The 14,880-nt window shown below is 66.6% G+C and carries 19 protein-coding genes; 10 read left to right on the top strand and 9 right to left on the bottom strand.

The window, feature by feature from the left end; translation table 11 throughout:
- Positions 1–95: 95 nt before the first annotated feature.
- Positions 96–1,691 carry a B12-binding domain-containing radical SAM protein gene (locus tag H0O22_RS12110; protein ID WP_185186884.1) on the top strand — a complete coding sequence of 532 codons (1,596 nt, stop codon included), beginning with the start codon at positions 96–98 and terminating at the stop codon, positions 1,689–1,691.
- On the opposite strand, the gene H0O22_RS12105 is transcribed toward H0O22_RS12110, so the two are convergent.
- On the bottom strand, positions 1,688–2,074 hold the full coding sequence (locus H0O22_RS12105) for a DUF4346 domain-containing protein (RefSeq protein ID WP_185186883.1): 387 nt from the start codon (positions 2,072–2,074) through the stop codon (positions 1,688–1,690). The genes H0O22_RS12110 and H0O22_RS12105 overlap by 4 nt on opposite strands.
- A gap of 9 nt (positions 2,075–2,083) precedes the next feature.
- Entirely contained in the window at positions 2,084–3,268 is a 1,185-nt protein-coding gene (locus H0O22_RS12100; protein ID WP_185186882.1) for a GNAT family N-acetyltransferase, read from the bottom strand.
- Between the two features lie 90 nt (positions 3,269–3,358).
- On the opposite strand from H0O22_RS12100, the gene H0O22_RS12095 reads away from it, so the two are divergent.
- Positions 3,359–3,712 (top strand): hypothetical protein, encoded by a 354-nt coding sequence (locus H0O22_RS12095; RefSeq protein ID WP_255439322.1) that lies wholly within the window; start codon positions 3,359–3,361, stop codon positions 3,710–3,712.
- Here the strand turns inward: H0O22_RS12095 and H0O22_RS12090 are convergent.
- Both H0O22_RS12090 and H0O22_RS12085 read right to left on the bottom strand, forming a co-directional pair.
- On the bottom strand, positions 3,697–4,320 hold the full coding sequence (locus H0O22_RS12090) for a RibD family protein (RefSeq protein WP_185186881.1): 624 nt from the start codon (positions 4,318–4,320) through the stop codon (positions 3,697–3,699). The two genes, H0O22_RS12095 and H0O22_RS12090, sit on opposite strands and share 16 nt — an antisense overlap.
- Entirely contained in the window at positions 4,307–5,263 is a 957-nt protein-coding gene (locus H0O22_RS12085) for a 6-carboxytetrahydropterin synthase (RefSeq protein WP_370521449.1), read from the bottom strand. The genes H0O22_RS12090 and H0O22_RS12085 overlap by 14 nt, the downstream gene beginning before the upstream one ends.
- A gap of 58 nt (positions 5,264–5,321) precedes the next feature.
- Between H0O22_RS12085 and H0O22_RS12080 the strand changes: the two genes are divergently transcribed.
- Positions 5,322–5,945 (top strand): shikimate kinase, encoded by a 624-nt coding sequence (locus tag H0O22_RS12080; protein WP_185186880.1) that lies wholly within the window; start codon positions 5,322–5,324, stop codon positions 5,943–5,945.
- Here H0O22_RS12080 and H0O22_RS12075 read toward each other — a convergent pair.
- Positions 5,938–6,207, bottom strand: a complete 270-nt coding sequence (locus H0O22_RS12075) for a chlororespiratory reduction protein 7 (RefSeq protein ID WP_185186879.1) — start codon at positions 6,205–6,207, stop codon at positions 5,938–5,940. The two genes, H0O22_RS12080 and H0O22_RS12075, sit on opposite strands and share 8 nt — an antisense overlap.
- 49 nt (positions 6,208–6,256) lie before the next feature.
- On the opposite strand from H0O22_RS12075, the gene H0O22_RS12070 reads away from it, so the two are divergent.
- Entirely contained in the window at positions 6,257–6,922 is a 666-nt protein-coding gene (locus tag H0O22_RS12070; RefSeq protein ID WP_255439321.1) for a DUF6816 family protein, read from the top strand.
- Here the strand turns inward: H0O22_RS12070 and H0O22_RS12065 are convergent.
- Positions 6,919–7,629 (bottom strand): glutathione S-transferase family protein, encoded by a 711-nt coding sequence (locus H0O22_RS12065; protein WP_185186878.1) that lies wholly within the window; start codon positions 7,627–7,629, stop codon positions 6,919–6,921. The genes H0O22_RS12070 and H0O22_RS12065 overlap by 4 nt on opposite strands.
- 79 nt (positions 7,630–7,708) lie before the next feature.
- On the opposite strand from H0O22_RS12065, the gene H0O22_RS12060 reads away from it, so the two are divergent.
- From H0O22_RS12060 to H0O22_RS12040, 5 genes are read left to right on the top strand one after another with little or no spacing between them, the layout of a single operon-like run.
- Entirely contained in the window at positions 7,709–7,915 is a 207-nt protein-coding gene (locus H0O22_RS12060) for a DUF751 family protein (protein WP_185186877.1), read from the top strand.
- Positions 7,916–7,917: 2 nt separating this feature from the next.
- Positions 7,918–8,328: a 30S ribosome-binding factor RbfA gene (gene rbfA, locus H0O22_RS12055; protein WP_185186876.1), complete on the top strand. Its 411-nt coding sequence runs from the start codon at positions 7,918–7,920 to the stop codon at positions 8,326–8,328.
- A complete protein-coding gene (locus H0O22_RS12050; protein ID WP_185186875.1) occupies positions 8,315–9,916 on the top strand; it encodes a glycoside hydrolase family 3 N-terminal domain-containing protein in 1,602 nt (533 codons plus the stop codon). The genes rbfA and H0O22_RS12050 overlap by 14 nt, the downstream gene beginning before the upstream one ends.
- A gap of 53 nt (positions 9,917–9,969) precedes the next feature.
- Positions 9,970–11,163, top strand: a complete 1,194-nt coding sequence (locus tag H0O22_RS12045; protein WP_185186874.1) for a glycosyltransferase — start codon at positions 9,970–9,972, stop codon at positions 11,161–11,163.
- Positions 11,164–11,166: 3 nt separating this feature from the next.
- Entirely contained in the window at positions 11,167–11,952 is a 786-nt protein-coding gene (locus tag H0O22_RS12040; RefSeq protein WP_185186873.1) for a uroporphyrinogen-III synthase, read from the top strand.
- Here the strand turns inward: H0O22_RS12040 and H0O22_RS12035 are convergent.
- The 3 genes from H0O22_RS12035 to zds are packed head-to-tail and all read right to left on the bottom strand — an operon-like array spanning position 11,942 to position 14,353.
- Entirely contained in the window at positions 11,942–12,409 is a 468-nt protein-coding gene (locus H0O22_RS12035) for a hypothetical protein (protein WP_185186872.1), read from the bottom strand. The genes H0O22_RS12040 and H0O22_RS12035 overlap by 11 nt on opposite strands.
- Before the next feature lie 7 nt (positions 12,410–12,416).
- Positions 12,417–12,872: an SRPBCC family protein gene (locus H0O22_RS12030; protein ID WP_185186871.1), complete on the bottom strand. Its 456-nt coding sequence runs from the start codon at positions 12,870–12,872 to the stop codon at positions 12,417–12,419.
- Between the two features lie 5 nt (positions 12,873–12,877).
- On the bottom strand, positions 12,878–14,353 hold the full coding sequence (zds, locus tag H0O22_RS12025; RefSeq protein ID WP_185186870.1) for a 9,9'-di-cis-zeta-carotene desaturase: 1,476 nt from the start codon (positions 14,351–14,353) through the stop codon (positions 12,878–12,880).
- A 96-nt stretch (positions 14,354–14,449) separates the two neighbouring features.
- Between zds and H0O22_RS12020 the strand changes: the two genes are divergently transcribed.
- A complete protein-coding gene (locus H0O22_RS12020; protein ID WP_185186869.1) occupies positions 14,450–14,845 on the top strand; it encodes an iron-sulfur cluster assembly accessory protein in 396 nt (131 codons plus the stop codon).
- Positions 14,846–14,880 lie beyond the last annotated feature (35 nt).

The raw sequence follows: 14,880 nt of genomic DNA, 5'->3' as shown, positions 1-14,880 counted from the left end.
CCCCCGGTCACTCGGCCTAGGCTGGACGCCATCAACTCGGATGTCCCTGCTCGGGACAGCCGTTCCACGCATCTCACTGGAGACCACCGAACGGCATGAACACTCTGTTCATCTACCCCGAGTTTCCGAAGACCTTTTGGAGCTACGAGAAAATTCTCGAGCTCGTCAATCGCAAGGTGCTCCTCCCCCCTTTGGGAATGGTGACCGTGGCCGCGCTGCTGCCCCAGCACTGGCCGATGAAGCTGGTGGATCGCAACGTCGAAGAGGTCAGCGAAGCCGATTGGGACTGGGCTGAGCTGGTCGTCATCTCCGGGATGATCGTGCAGAAGGCCGACATGGCCGTGCAGATCGCCAAGGCCAAAGAGCGCGGTCTACCCGTGGCGGTCGGCGGCCCCTTCGCCAGTTCCACCCCCGATGCCCCGGAATTGGGCCTGGCGGACTTCAAGGTGCTCGATGAGGGTGAAATCACCCTGCCGATGTTCATCGAGGCGATCGAAAAGGGAGAGGACGGCGGTCGCTTCAGCTCCAACGGTGAGAAGCCTGACGTGACCACCACACCGGTGCCCCGCTTTGACCTACTCAAGCTCGACGCCTACGACTCCATGAGCGTGCAGTTCTCCAGGGGCTGCCCGTTCCAGTGCGAGTTCTGCGACATCATCGTTCTCTACGGCCGCAAGCCCAGGACCAAGACGCCTGAGCAGCTGATCGCCGAGCTCCAGTACCTCTACGACTTGGGCTGGCGGCGCTCGATCTTCCTGGTGGATGACAACTTCATCGGCAACAAGCGCAACGCGAAATTGCTGCTGCCGGCCCTGAAGCAGTGGCAGATCGAAAGGGGTTATCCCTTCAGCTTCGCCACGGAAGCCTCCGTGGACTTGGCCGCCGATGAGGAACTGATGCAGATGATGGCCGAGTGCCGTTTTGATTCGGTCTTCCTCGGCATTGAGACCCCCGACGAGGCCAGCCTTTCGGTCGCCGGCAAGCACCAGAACACCCGCAGCTCCCTCGAAGAAGCCGTCGATCGGATCAACTCCTACGGGCTCCGGGTGATGGCCGGCTTCATCATCGGTTTCGATGGCGAAAAGACGGGAGCGGGCGATCGCATCGTCGAATTCGTGACCCGCACCGGGATCCCCGCCGCGATGATGGGGATGCTCCAGGCGCTGCCGAACACGGGCCTCTGGCACCGGTTGGAGAAAGAAGGCCGCCTCATCCAAGAGAAGGCGGATGCGAAGGGGGTCAACCAGACCAACCTGCTCAACTTCGTGCCGACCCGGCCGATTCAAGACATCGCCAACGAGTACGTCGACGCCTTCTGTCGCCTCTACGAACCCAACGCCTACATCGATCGGGTCAAGCACTACTACCTGAAGATGGGCAAACCCCGCTGGCAGGAGTTCGTGCCGGCGACCTTCGGCAAGGCATCCCTACCTGCCTGGACCGATGTGCGTGCACTGCTGATCGTGCTCTGGCGTCAGGGCTTCAAGCGCAACACCCGTGTTCGCTTCTGGCTCTCCCTGTTGGAGGTCGCGCGGAAGAACCCCGCTGTCCTGGAGCAATTCCTGGTTGTGCTCGCCCACAACGAGCACTTCATGGAATACCGCTCCGTGGTGACCCAGGAGATCGAGGAACAACTCGCGGCCCTGCCCCCGGAGCCCCCGATGGCCGCCCGCGAACTGCAGCCGGTCTAGTCCTGGATGTAGGGAGAGCCGGTCTCCAGGGCCTGCTCTGCCTTCTGCAGTTCACGGCCCAGGTAGAGGGCGTGATCCAAGCAACTCAGCGGATGGGGACCATCCCCTTCGGTGAGGGCCATGCCCAGCTCCTTGGCGCTCCGCCCGCGGTAGATCGCGACAGCTGAGCGCGGTCCAGCCCCTTTGCAGCTGATCACCTCGCCGGTATCAGGATCCGTGGCGAGGCCCCGATCATCAATGGCATTGCTGTAGTGCTCCGCGATCAACTCCCCGGTTTCACGGTCGATCTTGATCAGGAAATAGCCAGCGGGATCGAGGGCAATGAAGCGCTGGGAGAGCCCCTCATCGAGGCTGCGGCGCTGCTCAGCGGTGAAAGGGCTCATGGGCGGATGCTACGCAGCTGAATCCGTCAGGGATCGCGTCGCCCCCGTAAAGGGCAGCTCGGCATTGACCGCCTCAATCTGACTGAGCTGCTCGCTGTTGGCCTCCGGCAACCAACGCCGGGCGATGGCATCAAAGGGCTCGTAGTACCAACGGTGCAGGGAGGCGTGGGAGCGGGCGACAAACCCGCGGCGGCGCTTGTGGCTGCCGCCAGCACCGGGGTCAAACCGCTGGATACCTCGCTCAATCGCCCACTGGATCGGGGCGTAGTAGCAGACCTCGAAATGGAGGTTGTCGATCTCCTCGTCACTGCCCCAGTAACGGCCCCAGAGTTCGTCGCCAGCGTGCACGCAAAGCGACATCGCCACCGGATCCAAGGGATCGCCGCGGTGAGCACTGAAGAGCACCAGGTGCTCCCGCAAGTCGGCCGCCGCCTCATCAAAGAAGGCTTCCGTGAGGTACTTGCTGCCCCAGGGCCCCCAACGGGCGCAGTGCTGGGCATAGAAGTGGTGCATCCGCTCCAACATCTCCGCCGGCAGGTCCTGGCCCGCCAGGGGTGTCACCGTGATGCCCGCGCGCTCGACGGACTTGCGCTCGCGCTTGATGTTGCGGCGTTGGTTGGCGTTAAAGCTTGCGAGGTAGTCGTCGAAACAGCCATAGCTCTGGTTGCTCCACAGGCTCTGCTGGTTCAGCCAGGTGGCGCATCCCGACGCCTCCGCCAGGGCCTGCCATTGAGGATCGGCGTAGAGGAAGTTGCAGCTGAAGATCTGATGCTCCGCGCAGAAGCGATCAATGCACTGCATCAACAGCGCCGTGACCTGCTGGGGGTCTTCGCCGGTCGCGGTAAAAAAGCGGTAGCCCACCACGGGGCTCAGGGGGCTCATCCCGAGCAGCTTCGGGTAGTAGCGCTGACCCAGCTGGGCGGCCAATTGCGCAAAGGACTGGTCGAAAACGAATTCGCCGTAGCTGTGGCCCTTCAGGTAGAGCGGAGCCACCGCAATGAGCTGGTCTTCGCGCCACAGGCTCAGGTGACAGGGCTGCCAGCCTTGCCGCGGGGCGACACTTCCAGAGCGCTCCAGGCCGGCCAGCCAACGCCAGGAGTAGAAGGGGAGCCCAGCCGCCTCCGTGAGGGCCTGCCAATGCGCCTCGGGGATCTCTTCAATCGATCGGTGCCAGCGAACAGTGAGCTCGGCCATCAGCTCAAGACCAGGGGGCAGGCAGCGGGCAGAACGCTAACGGCTACGGCACTTGCCATCGGGGCCCTGGCAACGCCCAGCCAAGCCGGGTTGCTCAGCCCCGTGCTCAACCTGATGCGGCCGCAGCTGGAAGCCAAGCTCAGCGAGGCCTGCCTGCGGTGGAGCGCCATGGGCAACAGCAGTCTGACGGAGCGGCTCACGCCGGCCTGCCAAGCCCTCGCCGCCCCCACCAGCCGCTGCCTGGTGGCTGAGACCCAATCCAGCGGGCGCAGCCTCGGGGTGATCACCGAGTTGATGGCCGGACGCTTTGGCGATGACCTGGAGGTGGTGGTCAAGCGCTGCGCCGGACGGATGCTGGGGCTTCCGCCGGAGACCTTTGGGAGGTTGCCGCTGCGGGACCTGGCCGAGCGCTTCAACAGCCTCAAGGCTCAGGTGCGGCGGTAACGCAGCAGCAACTCCTCTCCCCCCAAGGGGTGATGCTCCACGAGCTGCCAGCCATAGGACTCCAGGGCGAGATCGGAACGCAACCAGCTGTGGGGTCCTCCCAGCAGCTGGGGCACCAGGGTGAGCTGCAGCTCATCGACGAGCGCCTCAGCCATCAGTTGGGAGGACAGCTGGGCTCCTCCGAGCAGGAGCAAACGGGCACAACCCGTCGCGGCCAAGGTTTGGGGCCAGGACGTGAGGCGTAGGGCCCGATCAAAACCAGCGGGGGCGGCCTCGTGGGGGCCCAGCAGCCAACGCTCCAGGGGCTGTTGAAACAAGTGCAAGTCCTGATCCCAGTCCGCTTGGCGACTCACTACCAGGGCCGCGGGCTGGGGCGGTCGCCCCTCCTGCTGGCGCCGCTTCAAGAGATCGGCGTCGCGGATCAGACAGGTGCAGCCATGGGCGCGGATGGTTTGACCGCCGACCAGGGCGCCATCGGCCCAAGCCAGGGCCTCCTCCAAGGCGCGGCGATCACCGGATCCACCGAGTTGGGCGGCACCCCCTGTGGCGGGAGCCAGGCGGCCGTCCAGGCTGACGGCCAGAACCAGCCTGACCTTAGGCGCCGGCAAGGGCTTCGAGGGCCTGGGGGTTCATGCCCAGCTGGGGCACCTCCGCAAACACCTCAGCGGCATTGTTCGGGCTCTCCTGCAGGCGCACCTTGTGCAGCGAGGCCCCCAGGGCTGCCACGGGGGATTGCAGCAGGTCGGCAATGTGCAGCGCGATGTTCTCGGCGGTGGGCACCGTGCTTGCGAAGTGCTCGACGTCCTTGTTCAAGAACGTGTGATCGAACGGTTCCACCACCAACTCATCCACCGCAGACTGCAGGGCCGCCAGGTCACAGACCATCCCAGTGCGGGGGTCGATGGCACCGCGCACGGTGATGTCCAAGAGGTAGTTGTGGCCATGGCCGTGGGGCCGGGCACACTTGCCGTAGATCTCGGTGTTCTCCTCGAAGCTCAGCTCCGGACGGGCCAAGCGATGGGCCGCCGCGAAGTGGGTGCGGATGGTCAGGAAGGCTTCCATGGAATCGCCGAGCACATCGGCCCAGAGCTTGTCGGTTTCGTAAAGACGCAGCCCCATCAGGGGCAGGTGGGGTGCCAGACGCGTCCAGATGGCATGCACCAAGGCCTCGGTGGTGGGCAAGACCCCCTCCGGACGGCTCAGATCGAATTCCGGCCAGGCCTCGTTCAGGCTGCGGAAATCGAGCTGGGCGGTGACCTGCTCGCGGATGGCGTGCTTCACATCCGAGAGGTTCAGCACCATCCCGTGGGCATCGAGCCCGCCGCCCATGGCGACGATCAACTCGTAGTTGTGACCATGGCCAGGGGACACGCTGCAGGGGCCGAATTGTGCGGCGTTCTGCTCCGGGGTCAGCTCAGGCAGCCAGTAGCGGTGGCTGGCACTAAAGGTGGCCCGGCGCGTGATCACGCAGGGACGCCCCTGGCCGTGGGGTGCATGGGAGGCGACGGACACCGGGCTCGCCGGTGGCGCCGCCATCACTGGCGGAGTCATGACAGCGAGTAACGGAAGCTCGCATCTTAAGAATGTTGGTACTTGCGATGGCGAACCGATGGAGGACACCCGAGTCCAGCTGCGGCAGCGACTGGAGGGCCTGAACCTCTATCTGGTGGGGATGATGGGCAGCGGCAAAAGCAGTGTGGGCCGGCACTTAGCGGAGGGGCTGAACTACCGCTTCATCGATGCCGACACCAGCCTCGAGCAGGTGGCTGGTCGCTCCATCCCCGAAATTTTTGCCAGCGAAGGGGAGAGCGGGTTTCGCGCCCTGGAATCGGCCATGCTCAACCAAATCGCCTCCTGGCATTCCCTGGTTGTGGCCACCGGCGGCGGTGTCGTCACCCAGCCGGCCAATTGGGGCGAACTGCATCAAGGGGTCGTGGTCTGGCTCGACGCCCCCGACGCGATCCTGCTGCAGCGCCTCGAGGCCGACCCCACCCCGCGTCCGCTGATGGAGGCGGAGGACCGCGCCGAGCGCCTGGCGGCCTTACTCGCCGAGCGCCGCCCGCTCTATGCCCAAGCCGACCTGCAGATCCTTCAGGATGGCCGCCCGCCCGAGCAGGTGGCCGAGCAAATCCTCGAGGCCCTGCCTTCGATCATCAAAGAACGCACCGCGCCTCCCCCGGGACAGCTGCAGGTCACCAACGATGCCGGCGAGGTGGGGACCTCGATCAATTAGCCGCGCCGGGCGGCTCCAGGCGAATCGCAAACCACTGCACCGTCACCCCGGGCTGCAGCTCCAACTCACAGGCCGTCTCCAGCAAGCGCTGCGCCTGATCGGCCGTCGTGGCCAAGCCAGACAGGTCCTCTGGGATGGACTCGAGGAAACTCAATTGCTGCTCCAGCCACGCCAAGGTCTCCGCGACGGTCAGGAGTTGCTCGGGCTTCCCCGGCTCCAGCACCACGTAGTGATCCAGCTCGCGGATCAGGGGGTCGGACATGGGGCCGTCTCAGGCGGCAGGATCACAGGCAGCCTGCCACGTGTGCCGCATGCCGCTTGTCCGTCGACCGCTGCTGGCGCTCCTGCTCAGCCTGGTCGTCCTGCTCAGCGGCGGCCTTCCGGCTGCGGCGTCAACCCTGGAGCAACGGCTCGAGGGTTGGCCGGCGTGGAGCCTGCCGGCACCGCTGCCGCGGCCCGGAGCGCGCGATCTCGTCTACCCCGCCTGGTTTGAGGGGAATTGGCGAGCCACCAGCGCCGACCTCAGCGGCGTGGAACCGGAGATCGAGTACGCGGTCCGCTTCATCCAAGACCCCTCCGGACGGATCGTGGGTGACCGCGCCTTCAACGCCAACTCCATCGGACGGGCGCTCCTCGGCGAGCAGCTGCAGCGGGTCCGCAATGACCCCCAGAACCCCAACCGACAACTCGCCGATCTCAGCGGAGATCGCTACCTGGAGTCCACCGTGGTGGGGCGCCGCAGCGAACATCCGCCAATGGATCAGTTCCTGGCAGACGAACTCAGCCTGCAGGTGCTGCATGGCCCGGGCGATCCGCGCGTTAGCCAGGTCGAGACCCTCAGCCGCTATGTCCGCATCGATGCCGATCGGATCGAAGCCCAGCAATGGCAGGTGAGTTACGACTCCCCCGCCGCAGGCCTCATCGCTGAAGCCAAGCGCCACTGGAGCGGAACGCTCGTGCTGAAGCGGCAGCCCTAGGGACGCCCCAATTGGAGCCCGAGGCGATCGCGCCAGAGCCAGAGCGATTCCAAACGGGGATCGTCAGCCAAGCCCGCCACGCCACGGCCCGCCAAGGGACTCCCGGCGGAGCTGGGGAACTTGATCAGGGACAGCTGGGCCATCACCGCCAAGTCCGCCAGGCTGAGTGAATCCCCCACCAAATAGGGCTGGGCCTGCACGAGGGCCGTGAGCTGCTCAAGGCTGCTGCGCAGTTGCTGCAGCACCTGCTGGTCGAGCACTTGACCGACGCCGCTCAGCACCCCGCCGGGCAGGGCGCTCACAAGGGAACGCAGCGGGGATGGGGTGGCCTCCGGCAGCAAGCCATCCCGCAGGACCGCGTCACTGGCTGCCGCCTGCACCAGGGCCATCCGCGCCCCAGCCGCCAGGGCAGTGTCGGCCCAGTCCTCCAGCAAGAGCACCTGGGCCAGCAGGGCGGGATCGCTGGGGAGCAGCGCCGGATCGGGGTGCTTCTGCTCCAGATGCAACGCGATGGCCGTGGAGTCAGCGATCACCTCGCTGCCATCGACGAGGACCGGCACCTGCCGCTGGCCGGAGAGCCGGTAGAGGTCGACCTGACCGACACCTGGGGTGACCTCAATCGGCGTGAAGCTGAGTTGCTTAAAGGCCAGCACCAAGCGGACCTTCTCGCAGAAGGCGGAATGGCGGAACTGATGGAGCTCCAGCATCAAGAGATGAGATCGCGCGGCAACGGGTGCCCTTTGGGGGCAGAGTAGCCAGCACTGTTTGATCAGCGCCCCGGCCCCCATGCGGGACTTTTTTCTGAACGTCACGCGCTATCCGCGCTACCTGATTGCGTTCGGGCTTGGCGTCGCCAACTCCGTCCTGGAACCCCTCGCCCAGCGCCGCAGCAACCCGGTCACCGCCGTCGCCCTGATCGGAGCCCTGGTGAGCGGCCTGGTGAGCCTCACCCTGATTCTGCGTGCCATGGTGACTCCAGAGGTCATCGCATAGCCATGGCGCAAGGTCGTCGCGTTGAGCGCGTGGCCGCTCTGATCCGCCGGGAGGTCAGCGAATTGCTGGTCACAGGGATCAAGGACGAGCGGGTCAGCCTGGGGATGGTGAGCATCACCAATGTCGATGTGGCCGGCGATCTGCAGCACTGCAAGATTTTTGTCAGCGTCTACGGCAGCGCCGAGGTGCAACAGCAAGCCCTCGAGGGCCTGCGCTCAGCGTCGAACTACGTCAAAGGGGAGCTCGGCCGCCGGCTGAACATGCGCCGTACCCCTGAGGTGATCTTCCAGCTGGACCGCGGCATCGAGAAGGGCACCTCCGTGCTCGGTCTGCTGAACCAGCTCGAGGAGCAGCGCCAAGAGCGCGGCGAGGTTCCCGAAGGCACAGGCCAACAGGAGGATGGAGGCTTCTGAGCTCCGGCGGCAGCTCGCCAGCCTGCTGGTGGTGCGGGGCAGCGGCCATGCGCGGGACCACCAGCGCCGCTATCCCCGCTGGGAACTGAGCAACGCGCAGCTGCAGACCCTCCTCGAGCAGGGGGTGGGCGGCGTGATCCTGCTGGGGGGCAGCGCCGAGGAACTGCGCCTGCGCTGCGAGCAACTCCAGCGCTGGGCGAGCCAGCCCCTGCTGCTCTGCGCCGACGTGGAAGAGGGGGTCGGCCAACGTTTTGAGGGGGCCTCCTGGCTGGCGCCTCCCCTCGCGCTGGGGGCCCTGCATGCACGCGATCCCGAGCAGGCGGAGGTCTTAGCGGAGCGCTACGGCCGCTGCACTGGCCGGCAGGCACGACTGCTGGGGCTGAACTGGGTGCTGGGTCCGGTCTGCGACGTCAACAACAACCCGGCCAACCCCGTGATCAACGTGCGCGCCTGGGGGGAGACCCCCGAGAGCGCCGGGGCCCTCGCGGCGGCCTTCATCCAGGGCTGCCAGGCCGAGGGCGTGCTGGCCTGCGCCAAACACTTCCCCGGGCACGGCGACACCAGCTCTGATTCGCACCTGGAGTTGCCCGAACTGCCCCACGACCGCGAACGCCTCGATCAGATCGAGCTGCCGCCCTTTCAGCGGGCCGTTGCCGCGGGGGTGGCCTCGGTGATGACCGCCCACCTGCGCTTGCCGGCCCTGGACAACGCGCAACCGGCCACCCTCTCTGAGGCCGTCCTGACCGGTCTGTTGCGCCAGGAGCTGCAGTTCCCCGGCCTGGTGGTGACCGATGCCCTGGTCATGGAGGCCATCAGCCAGCACCACGGCAGCGCCGAAGCCGCCGTCCTGGCCTTTGAAGCCGGGGCGGATTTGATCCTGATGCCCGCTGAGGCCCAAGAGGCCCTCGATGGCTTGGTGGAGGCCGTACAGAGCGGCCGGATCAGCTGGGAGCGGGTGGAGGCCAGCCTGGAGCGGCGGCGGGCGGCCCTGGCGCGCTGCACGGGTACCCAGGAAGCACAGCAGGGGGCACTGGATGGGCTGATCACCGCGAGCGAACGGCAACTCAGCGGCGAACTGCTCGCCGGCAGCCTCCTGCGCCAGGGCACCCCGGGGCTCCCCGCCGGACCGGGGCTGAACCTGATCCGACTCGACAACCAGCTCAACGCACCGCAGCTGCCACTGGTGGCCCCAGCTCTGCTGCGGCCCGCAGCCCTGGGCTACGAGGCGCGGCTGATCGACGCCCGCAGCCCGAGCCCTTGGAGCGGCGATCCGACAGCGCCTTTGGCCCTCGATCGCCTGCCGGAGGGTCCGGTGCTGCTGCAGCTCCTGGTGCGGGGCAATCCCTTCCGCGGCAGCGCCGGCGGCGATGAACCCTGGCCCCAGGTCGTGCGGCAACTGCTGTCGGCAGGAAGTCTGGCGGGATTGGCGGTCTACGGCAGCCCCTACCTCTGGCAGACCCTGGAGCCGCTGCTGCCGCCGGAGCTGCCCGCGGCCTACAGCCCAGCCCAGATGCCCCAGGCCCAAGCGCTGCTGCTGGAGGCCCTGGGGTTGCCGGAGGCGGCCCTGGAGGGCGGCTTTACCGACTAAGCGGGCAGCTCCCACTAGCCTCGGGCCGACTTCTGCGGCCGCCGGCACCCACCATGCTCAGCCTCTCGATGATCGTTCGGGATGAAGCCGGGCAAATCGAAGACTGCCTGAAGTCCGCTCAAGGCTTTGTCGACGAGATGGTGGTCGTCGACACCGGCTCCAAGGACAACACCGTGGCCCTCGCCGAGGCCACCGGCGCCCGGGTCGAGCAAATCGAATGGCCTGGAGACTTCGCCCCGGCCCGCAACCAGGCGCTCGCGATGGTGCAGGGGGACTGGGTGCTGGTGCTCGATGCCGATGAACGGCTCAAGCCGGAGGCCTGGAAGCCGCTTCGGGCCCTGATGGCCCAACCGGATGTCCTGGTCATCAACCTGCTGCGCCATGAGCGGGGCGCGATCCAATCGCCCTACTCGAACGTCAGTCGCCTCTTCCGGCGCCATCCCCGCATCCAGTGGAGCCGGGCTTACCACTCGATGATTGACGACAGTGTCGCGGCCCTGCTCAAAGAGGAGCCGAAGTGGCGCATCGCTGATTGCTCCGAGCCGGCGATCGACCATGACGGCTACCGGCCCGAGCTGTTGGCCCAAGGCAACAAGCCAGAGCGGCTGCGCCAAGCCATGGAAGAAGAACTCAAGGCCCGCCCCAGCGACCCCTACGCCTGCGCCAAGTTGGGCAGCCTGGAGGTGGCCGAAGGGAACCTCAAGCGCGGCCTGGCGCTCCTGGAGGAGGGCCTCAAGCACTGCCCCGCCGAGGCCCACCCCGAGCGTTACGAGCTGCTGCTGCACCTGGCCCTCGCGCAAGCCGGCCAGAACCCAAAGCAAGCGGAGCAGTACTACCGCCAGGCCCTCGCGATCCCCCTGGCCCCGCGCCTGAACTTGGCGGCTCAACTCAACCTGGCGGCGCTCCTGCTGCAGCTCGGTCAACTTGAGGAGGCGGAAACCCTGAGTGCCAGGGCCACCCGTGTCGCCCCTGAGATCGGCCTGGGCTGGTACAACCTCGGCCTGATTCGCCGGAAGCAGGGCAACCTCGCCGGCGCCCTGGAGGCCTACCGGGAGGCCAAACGGGTCAACCCCGGCCACGCCGAAACCCACCAGAACCTCGCGGTCGCGCTGCTGCTGGGTGGCGACATCGATGGCTCTCGCGGCAGCTTCCGCGATGCCATCCAACTGCTGATCGACCAGGGCCGCACCCAAGAGGCCCAGCGGCTGCACAAGCAGGCCGGCGAACTGGTCAAGCTCGAGGGCTGAGGGATGGAGCTGCAAGGGCGCACCATCGCGGTGACCCGGGCGGAACAGCAACTGGGCGCCGCTCGCCAACTGTTTGAGCAGGCCGGAGCGGAGGTCCTCGATCTCCCCGCCCTCGTCATCGGTCCGCCCGATGAATGGGGGCCGCTCGATGACGCCCTGGCGGAGCTGGAGGAGTTCCACTGGCTCATCGTCTCCAGCAGCAACGGCGTCGACGCGGTGGAGCAGCGGCTCAGGCGCCTTGGCAGCAGCCTGAGCCAGCGGCCCAGCAGCTTGAAACTTGCGGCGGTGGGCCGCAAAACAGCAGCACGCCTGGAGGAGCTGGGGGCCGCCGCCGATTTCGTGCCGCCCGCCTTCGTCGCCGACAGCCTGATTGAGCATTTCCCCGTCTCCGGCTGGGGGCTGCGGCTCCTGCTCCCCCGGGTGCAAAGCGGTGGCCGCACCCTGCTGGCCGAGGCCTTTGGCGAGGCTGGAGCGCGGGTCGTGGAAGTCGCGGCCTATGAATCCCGCTGCCCCGAAGGCCTACCGGCCGCCACCACCACCGCCCTCGCTGAGGGGCGGGTGGATGCGATCACCTTCAGCAGCGGCAAAACCGTCCAACACACCGCCCAGTTGCTCGAGCAGCAGTTCGGTACCAACTGGCGGGAGCCGCTGGAGCAAGTGCGGCTGATCTCGATCGGACCGCAAACCTCGAAGACCCTTCAGGCCGTGCTGGGCCGGGTGGATGGCGAGGCCAACCCCCATGACCTCGATGGGCTCGTCGCCGCCTGCAGCGCCGCCCTTAAAGACTGAGCACCCGCTGCTGACCGGCCTGGTTCAAGCGCAACTCACCGCGCCCCAGGTCAATGCCGGTCACGGTCCATCCCGGAGGCAAGAACGCGGGCAGGCCCGACCCTGGGCAGAAGCCCTGCCGGCCCACACAGACCGTCCCGCTCTGGCCACCCAGGCTGATCAGGGCCTGGGCGCTGCGGCCACTGCCGATCAAACCGGTGAGTTGCAGCTCAGCGGACGTGCGCTCCTCCGTGGCGGTCGCCGCCACCACCGGGGCAAAGGGATCCACGCGGCCATGGGGTTGCGCCTCCACCACCTGCTGCGGGCTCGGCATGGCGATGAAGCCCCCTGACGGGGTGAGGGGCGTGGGCTCTGGAGTCCTGGCCGGGGGCAGGGCGACACCTGTCGTGGGGGCCGTGCTGCTGCTCGAACCTGTCCCGCAGGCCGCCAGGGCCAGCAGCACAGGCAGCGCCAGCATCCAATTCTCAGCTCGCCGCTTGGCCATACCCGCTTTGGACGAGATCGCGGAAGCGGTCCAGGTTGGCCTGGAGCTCCTTGGTCACGATCCCCCCCAGGATGGAGGCATCCATCAGCGGCGCCAACACCCCCGGCAGCTCATAACTCACGGTCAACTTCACGGCCGTGGTCATTGGCCCCTGGGGATAGAAGCGAACGGCCCCTTTCGTGGGCAGTCCTCCAACCGATTCCCAATGGAGCTGTTGCGCCTCGACCCGCTCGGTGATGCGCGCCTTCCACTGGAAGCGAAAGCCCTGGGCCGCCAGGGTCCAGTTGGTTAGATCCGGGTCGCCGTCTTCGGTGGTGACGGACTCGATCCAGTTCATCCAGCGGGGCATGGCCTCGAGATCACTCCAGACCGCCCAGACCCGTTCGGCCGGTGCCTTCACCTCGGTGGTGACGCTGTGTTCAAGCCAACGGCCCATGGTCTCTAGGCAACGGATGAATTGGTGGCCAGCTCAGCCTGACGACCCAGGATCGCAGCGGCGGCAAGACGCCCGCTCATCGTGGCGCCTTCCATCGAATCGATGTAGTCCTGCTTGGTGTAGCTCCCGGCCATGAAGAAGTTGGCCACCGGCGTGGCCTGATCCGGGCGGTAGGGCTCCATCCCCGGCGCCTCGCGGTACAGGGACTGGGCCAGCTTGACGACGTTGCTCCAGACCAGGTTGAGGTTCTTGGCCGAGGGGAACAGGCGCCGCACCTGGGCATCGGTGGCCGCGACGATCTCTTCGGTCTTCTTGGGAATCCAGGGGTCGCCTGGGGTGAGGACGCACTGGAGCAGGGAGCCGACGCCCTCCTTGCGGTAGTCCACGGGACTGGCCAGGGCCAGGTCCGCAAAACAGCTGAAGTCGGCGTCTGCGGTGTAGAGCAGGTTGTCGAGACCGGCGGGGCGCGCCACATCGCGGCGGGCGGCCTCGGCCATCGGGGAGTCGCCCAGCTCGGTCACCCAACCGTCGTAGCGGAGCTGAACCGTGGCGACGGGTACGGCCTCCAGCTTGTAGAGGTTGTCGAAGAGGGGCCAACGGCGCCAGGCCGCCGGGACCATCCGCTGGATGCCCGGCACATCACAGGCCGCCAGGTAAGTGTCGGCTTCAACCTGCAGATCCCCATCGGGGGTGCCAAGGGTCAGCCCGGTCACGCGGGTTTCGCCGGCGGCTTCTTCGAACTGGACCTCGGTCACCCGGTGCCGCAGGTGTAGCCGCGCCCCGCGCTCCTGGATGTACTCAAGGATCGGACCGGTCAACCAGCGATGGGGGGAGCCCTTCAGCAGGTTGAGCTTGGAGGCCTCGGTCTTGGCCGCGAACATCATGAAGATGGTCAGCATGCAGCGGGCCGAGATCGCCTCGCAATCGATGAAACCGAGGGCGTAGGCAATCGGATTCCACATGCGGCGGATGCTCTGCTCGCTGCCGCCGTGGCCCAGGAACCACTCCTGGAAGCTGATCCGATCCAGGTCGCGAATCACCTTCATCGCCCCCTCGTAATCCACGAGGCCGCGCACGATCGGGCTGGTGCCCAAGGCCAGGGCATTGCGCAGCTTGTCCAGCCAATCGAGCTGCGGCGTGGTGAAGAAGGCCTTCAGGCCGTTGAAGGGTGCCCCTAAGGCGAATCGGAAATCCAGCTCCCGCAGATCCCCACCGGCGTTCACAAACAGGTGGGTGTGATCTTTGGGCAGGAGGTTGTCGATCGCCCCCACCTTGCGGAGGAGGGCGAAAAGGTTGGCGTAGTTGAAGAAGAAGACGTGCAGGCCCATCTCGATGTGGTTGCCGCCCTCATCGACCCAACTGCCGACCTTGCCGCCCATGAAGGGGCGCGCCTCATAGAGGTCCACCTCGTGGCCGGCATCCACCAGATCCACCGCCGCCGCCAATCCGGCCAGACCCGCACCCACGATGGCGACCCGCACCCTTGTTCTCCCACGAATGGGGTGACTCTATGGAGAAGGGTGACAAGGCAGCGGAGAAAGGGCCTCCATAGAGTGGGGTCACAGGCCATTGCTCCGATGACCAGCGAGACCGCCACCCCAGTCGCGACCCACACCGGCCGGGACGGCAAAGGGATCCTGATCACCGAGCCGGCGATGAAACAGCTGGCCACCCTGCTGCCGGCCCAAGGGGAAGGGAAGGTCCTGCGGGTGGGCGTGCGCTCCGGCGGCTGCAGCGGCATGAGCTACACGATGGACTTCATCGATGGCAGCGAGATCCGCGAGGACGATGAGCGCTACATCTATGAGCCCAGTGGAGCCCCCAGCTTCACCGTGGTGAGCGACCCCAAGAGCCTCCTCTACATCTATGGGATGCAGCTCGACTTCTCATCGGCCCTGATCGGCGGTGGGTTCAACTTCACCAACCCCAACGCCACCCAAACCTGCGGCTGCGGCAGCTCCTTCGCGGTCTGATCCCCCTCGGGTGCGAATCTGAGCTGACGAAACGG

Origin of the sequence: Synechococcus sp. LTW-R (genome assembly GCF_014217875.1) — a bacterium.
Taxonomy (GTDB): domain Bacteria; phylum Cyanobacteriota; class Cyanobacteriia; order PCC-6307; family Cyanobiaceae; genus Vulcanococcus.
The sequence above is the reverse complement of the archived record's forward strand: the minus strand, read 5'-3'. Positions and strand labels throughout refer to the sequence as shown.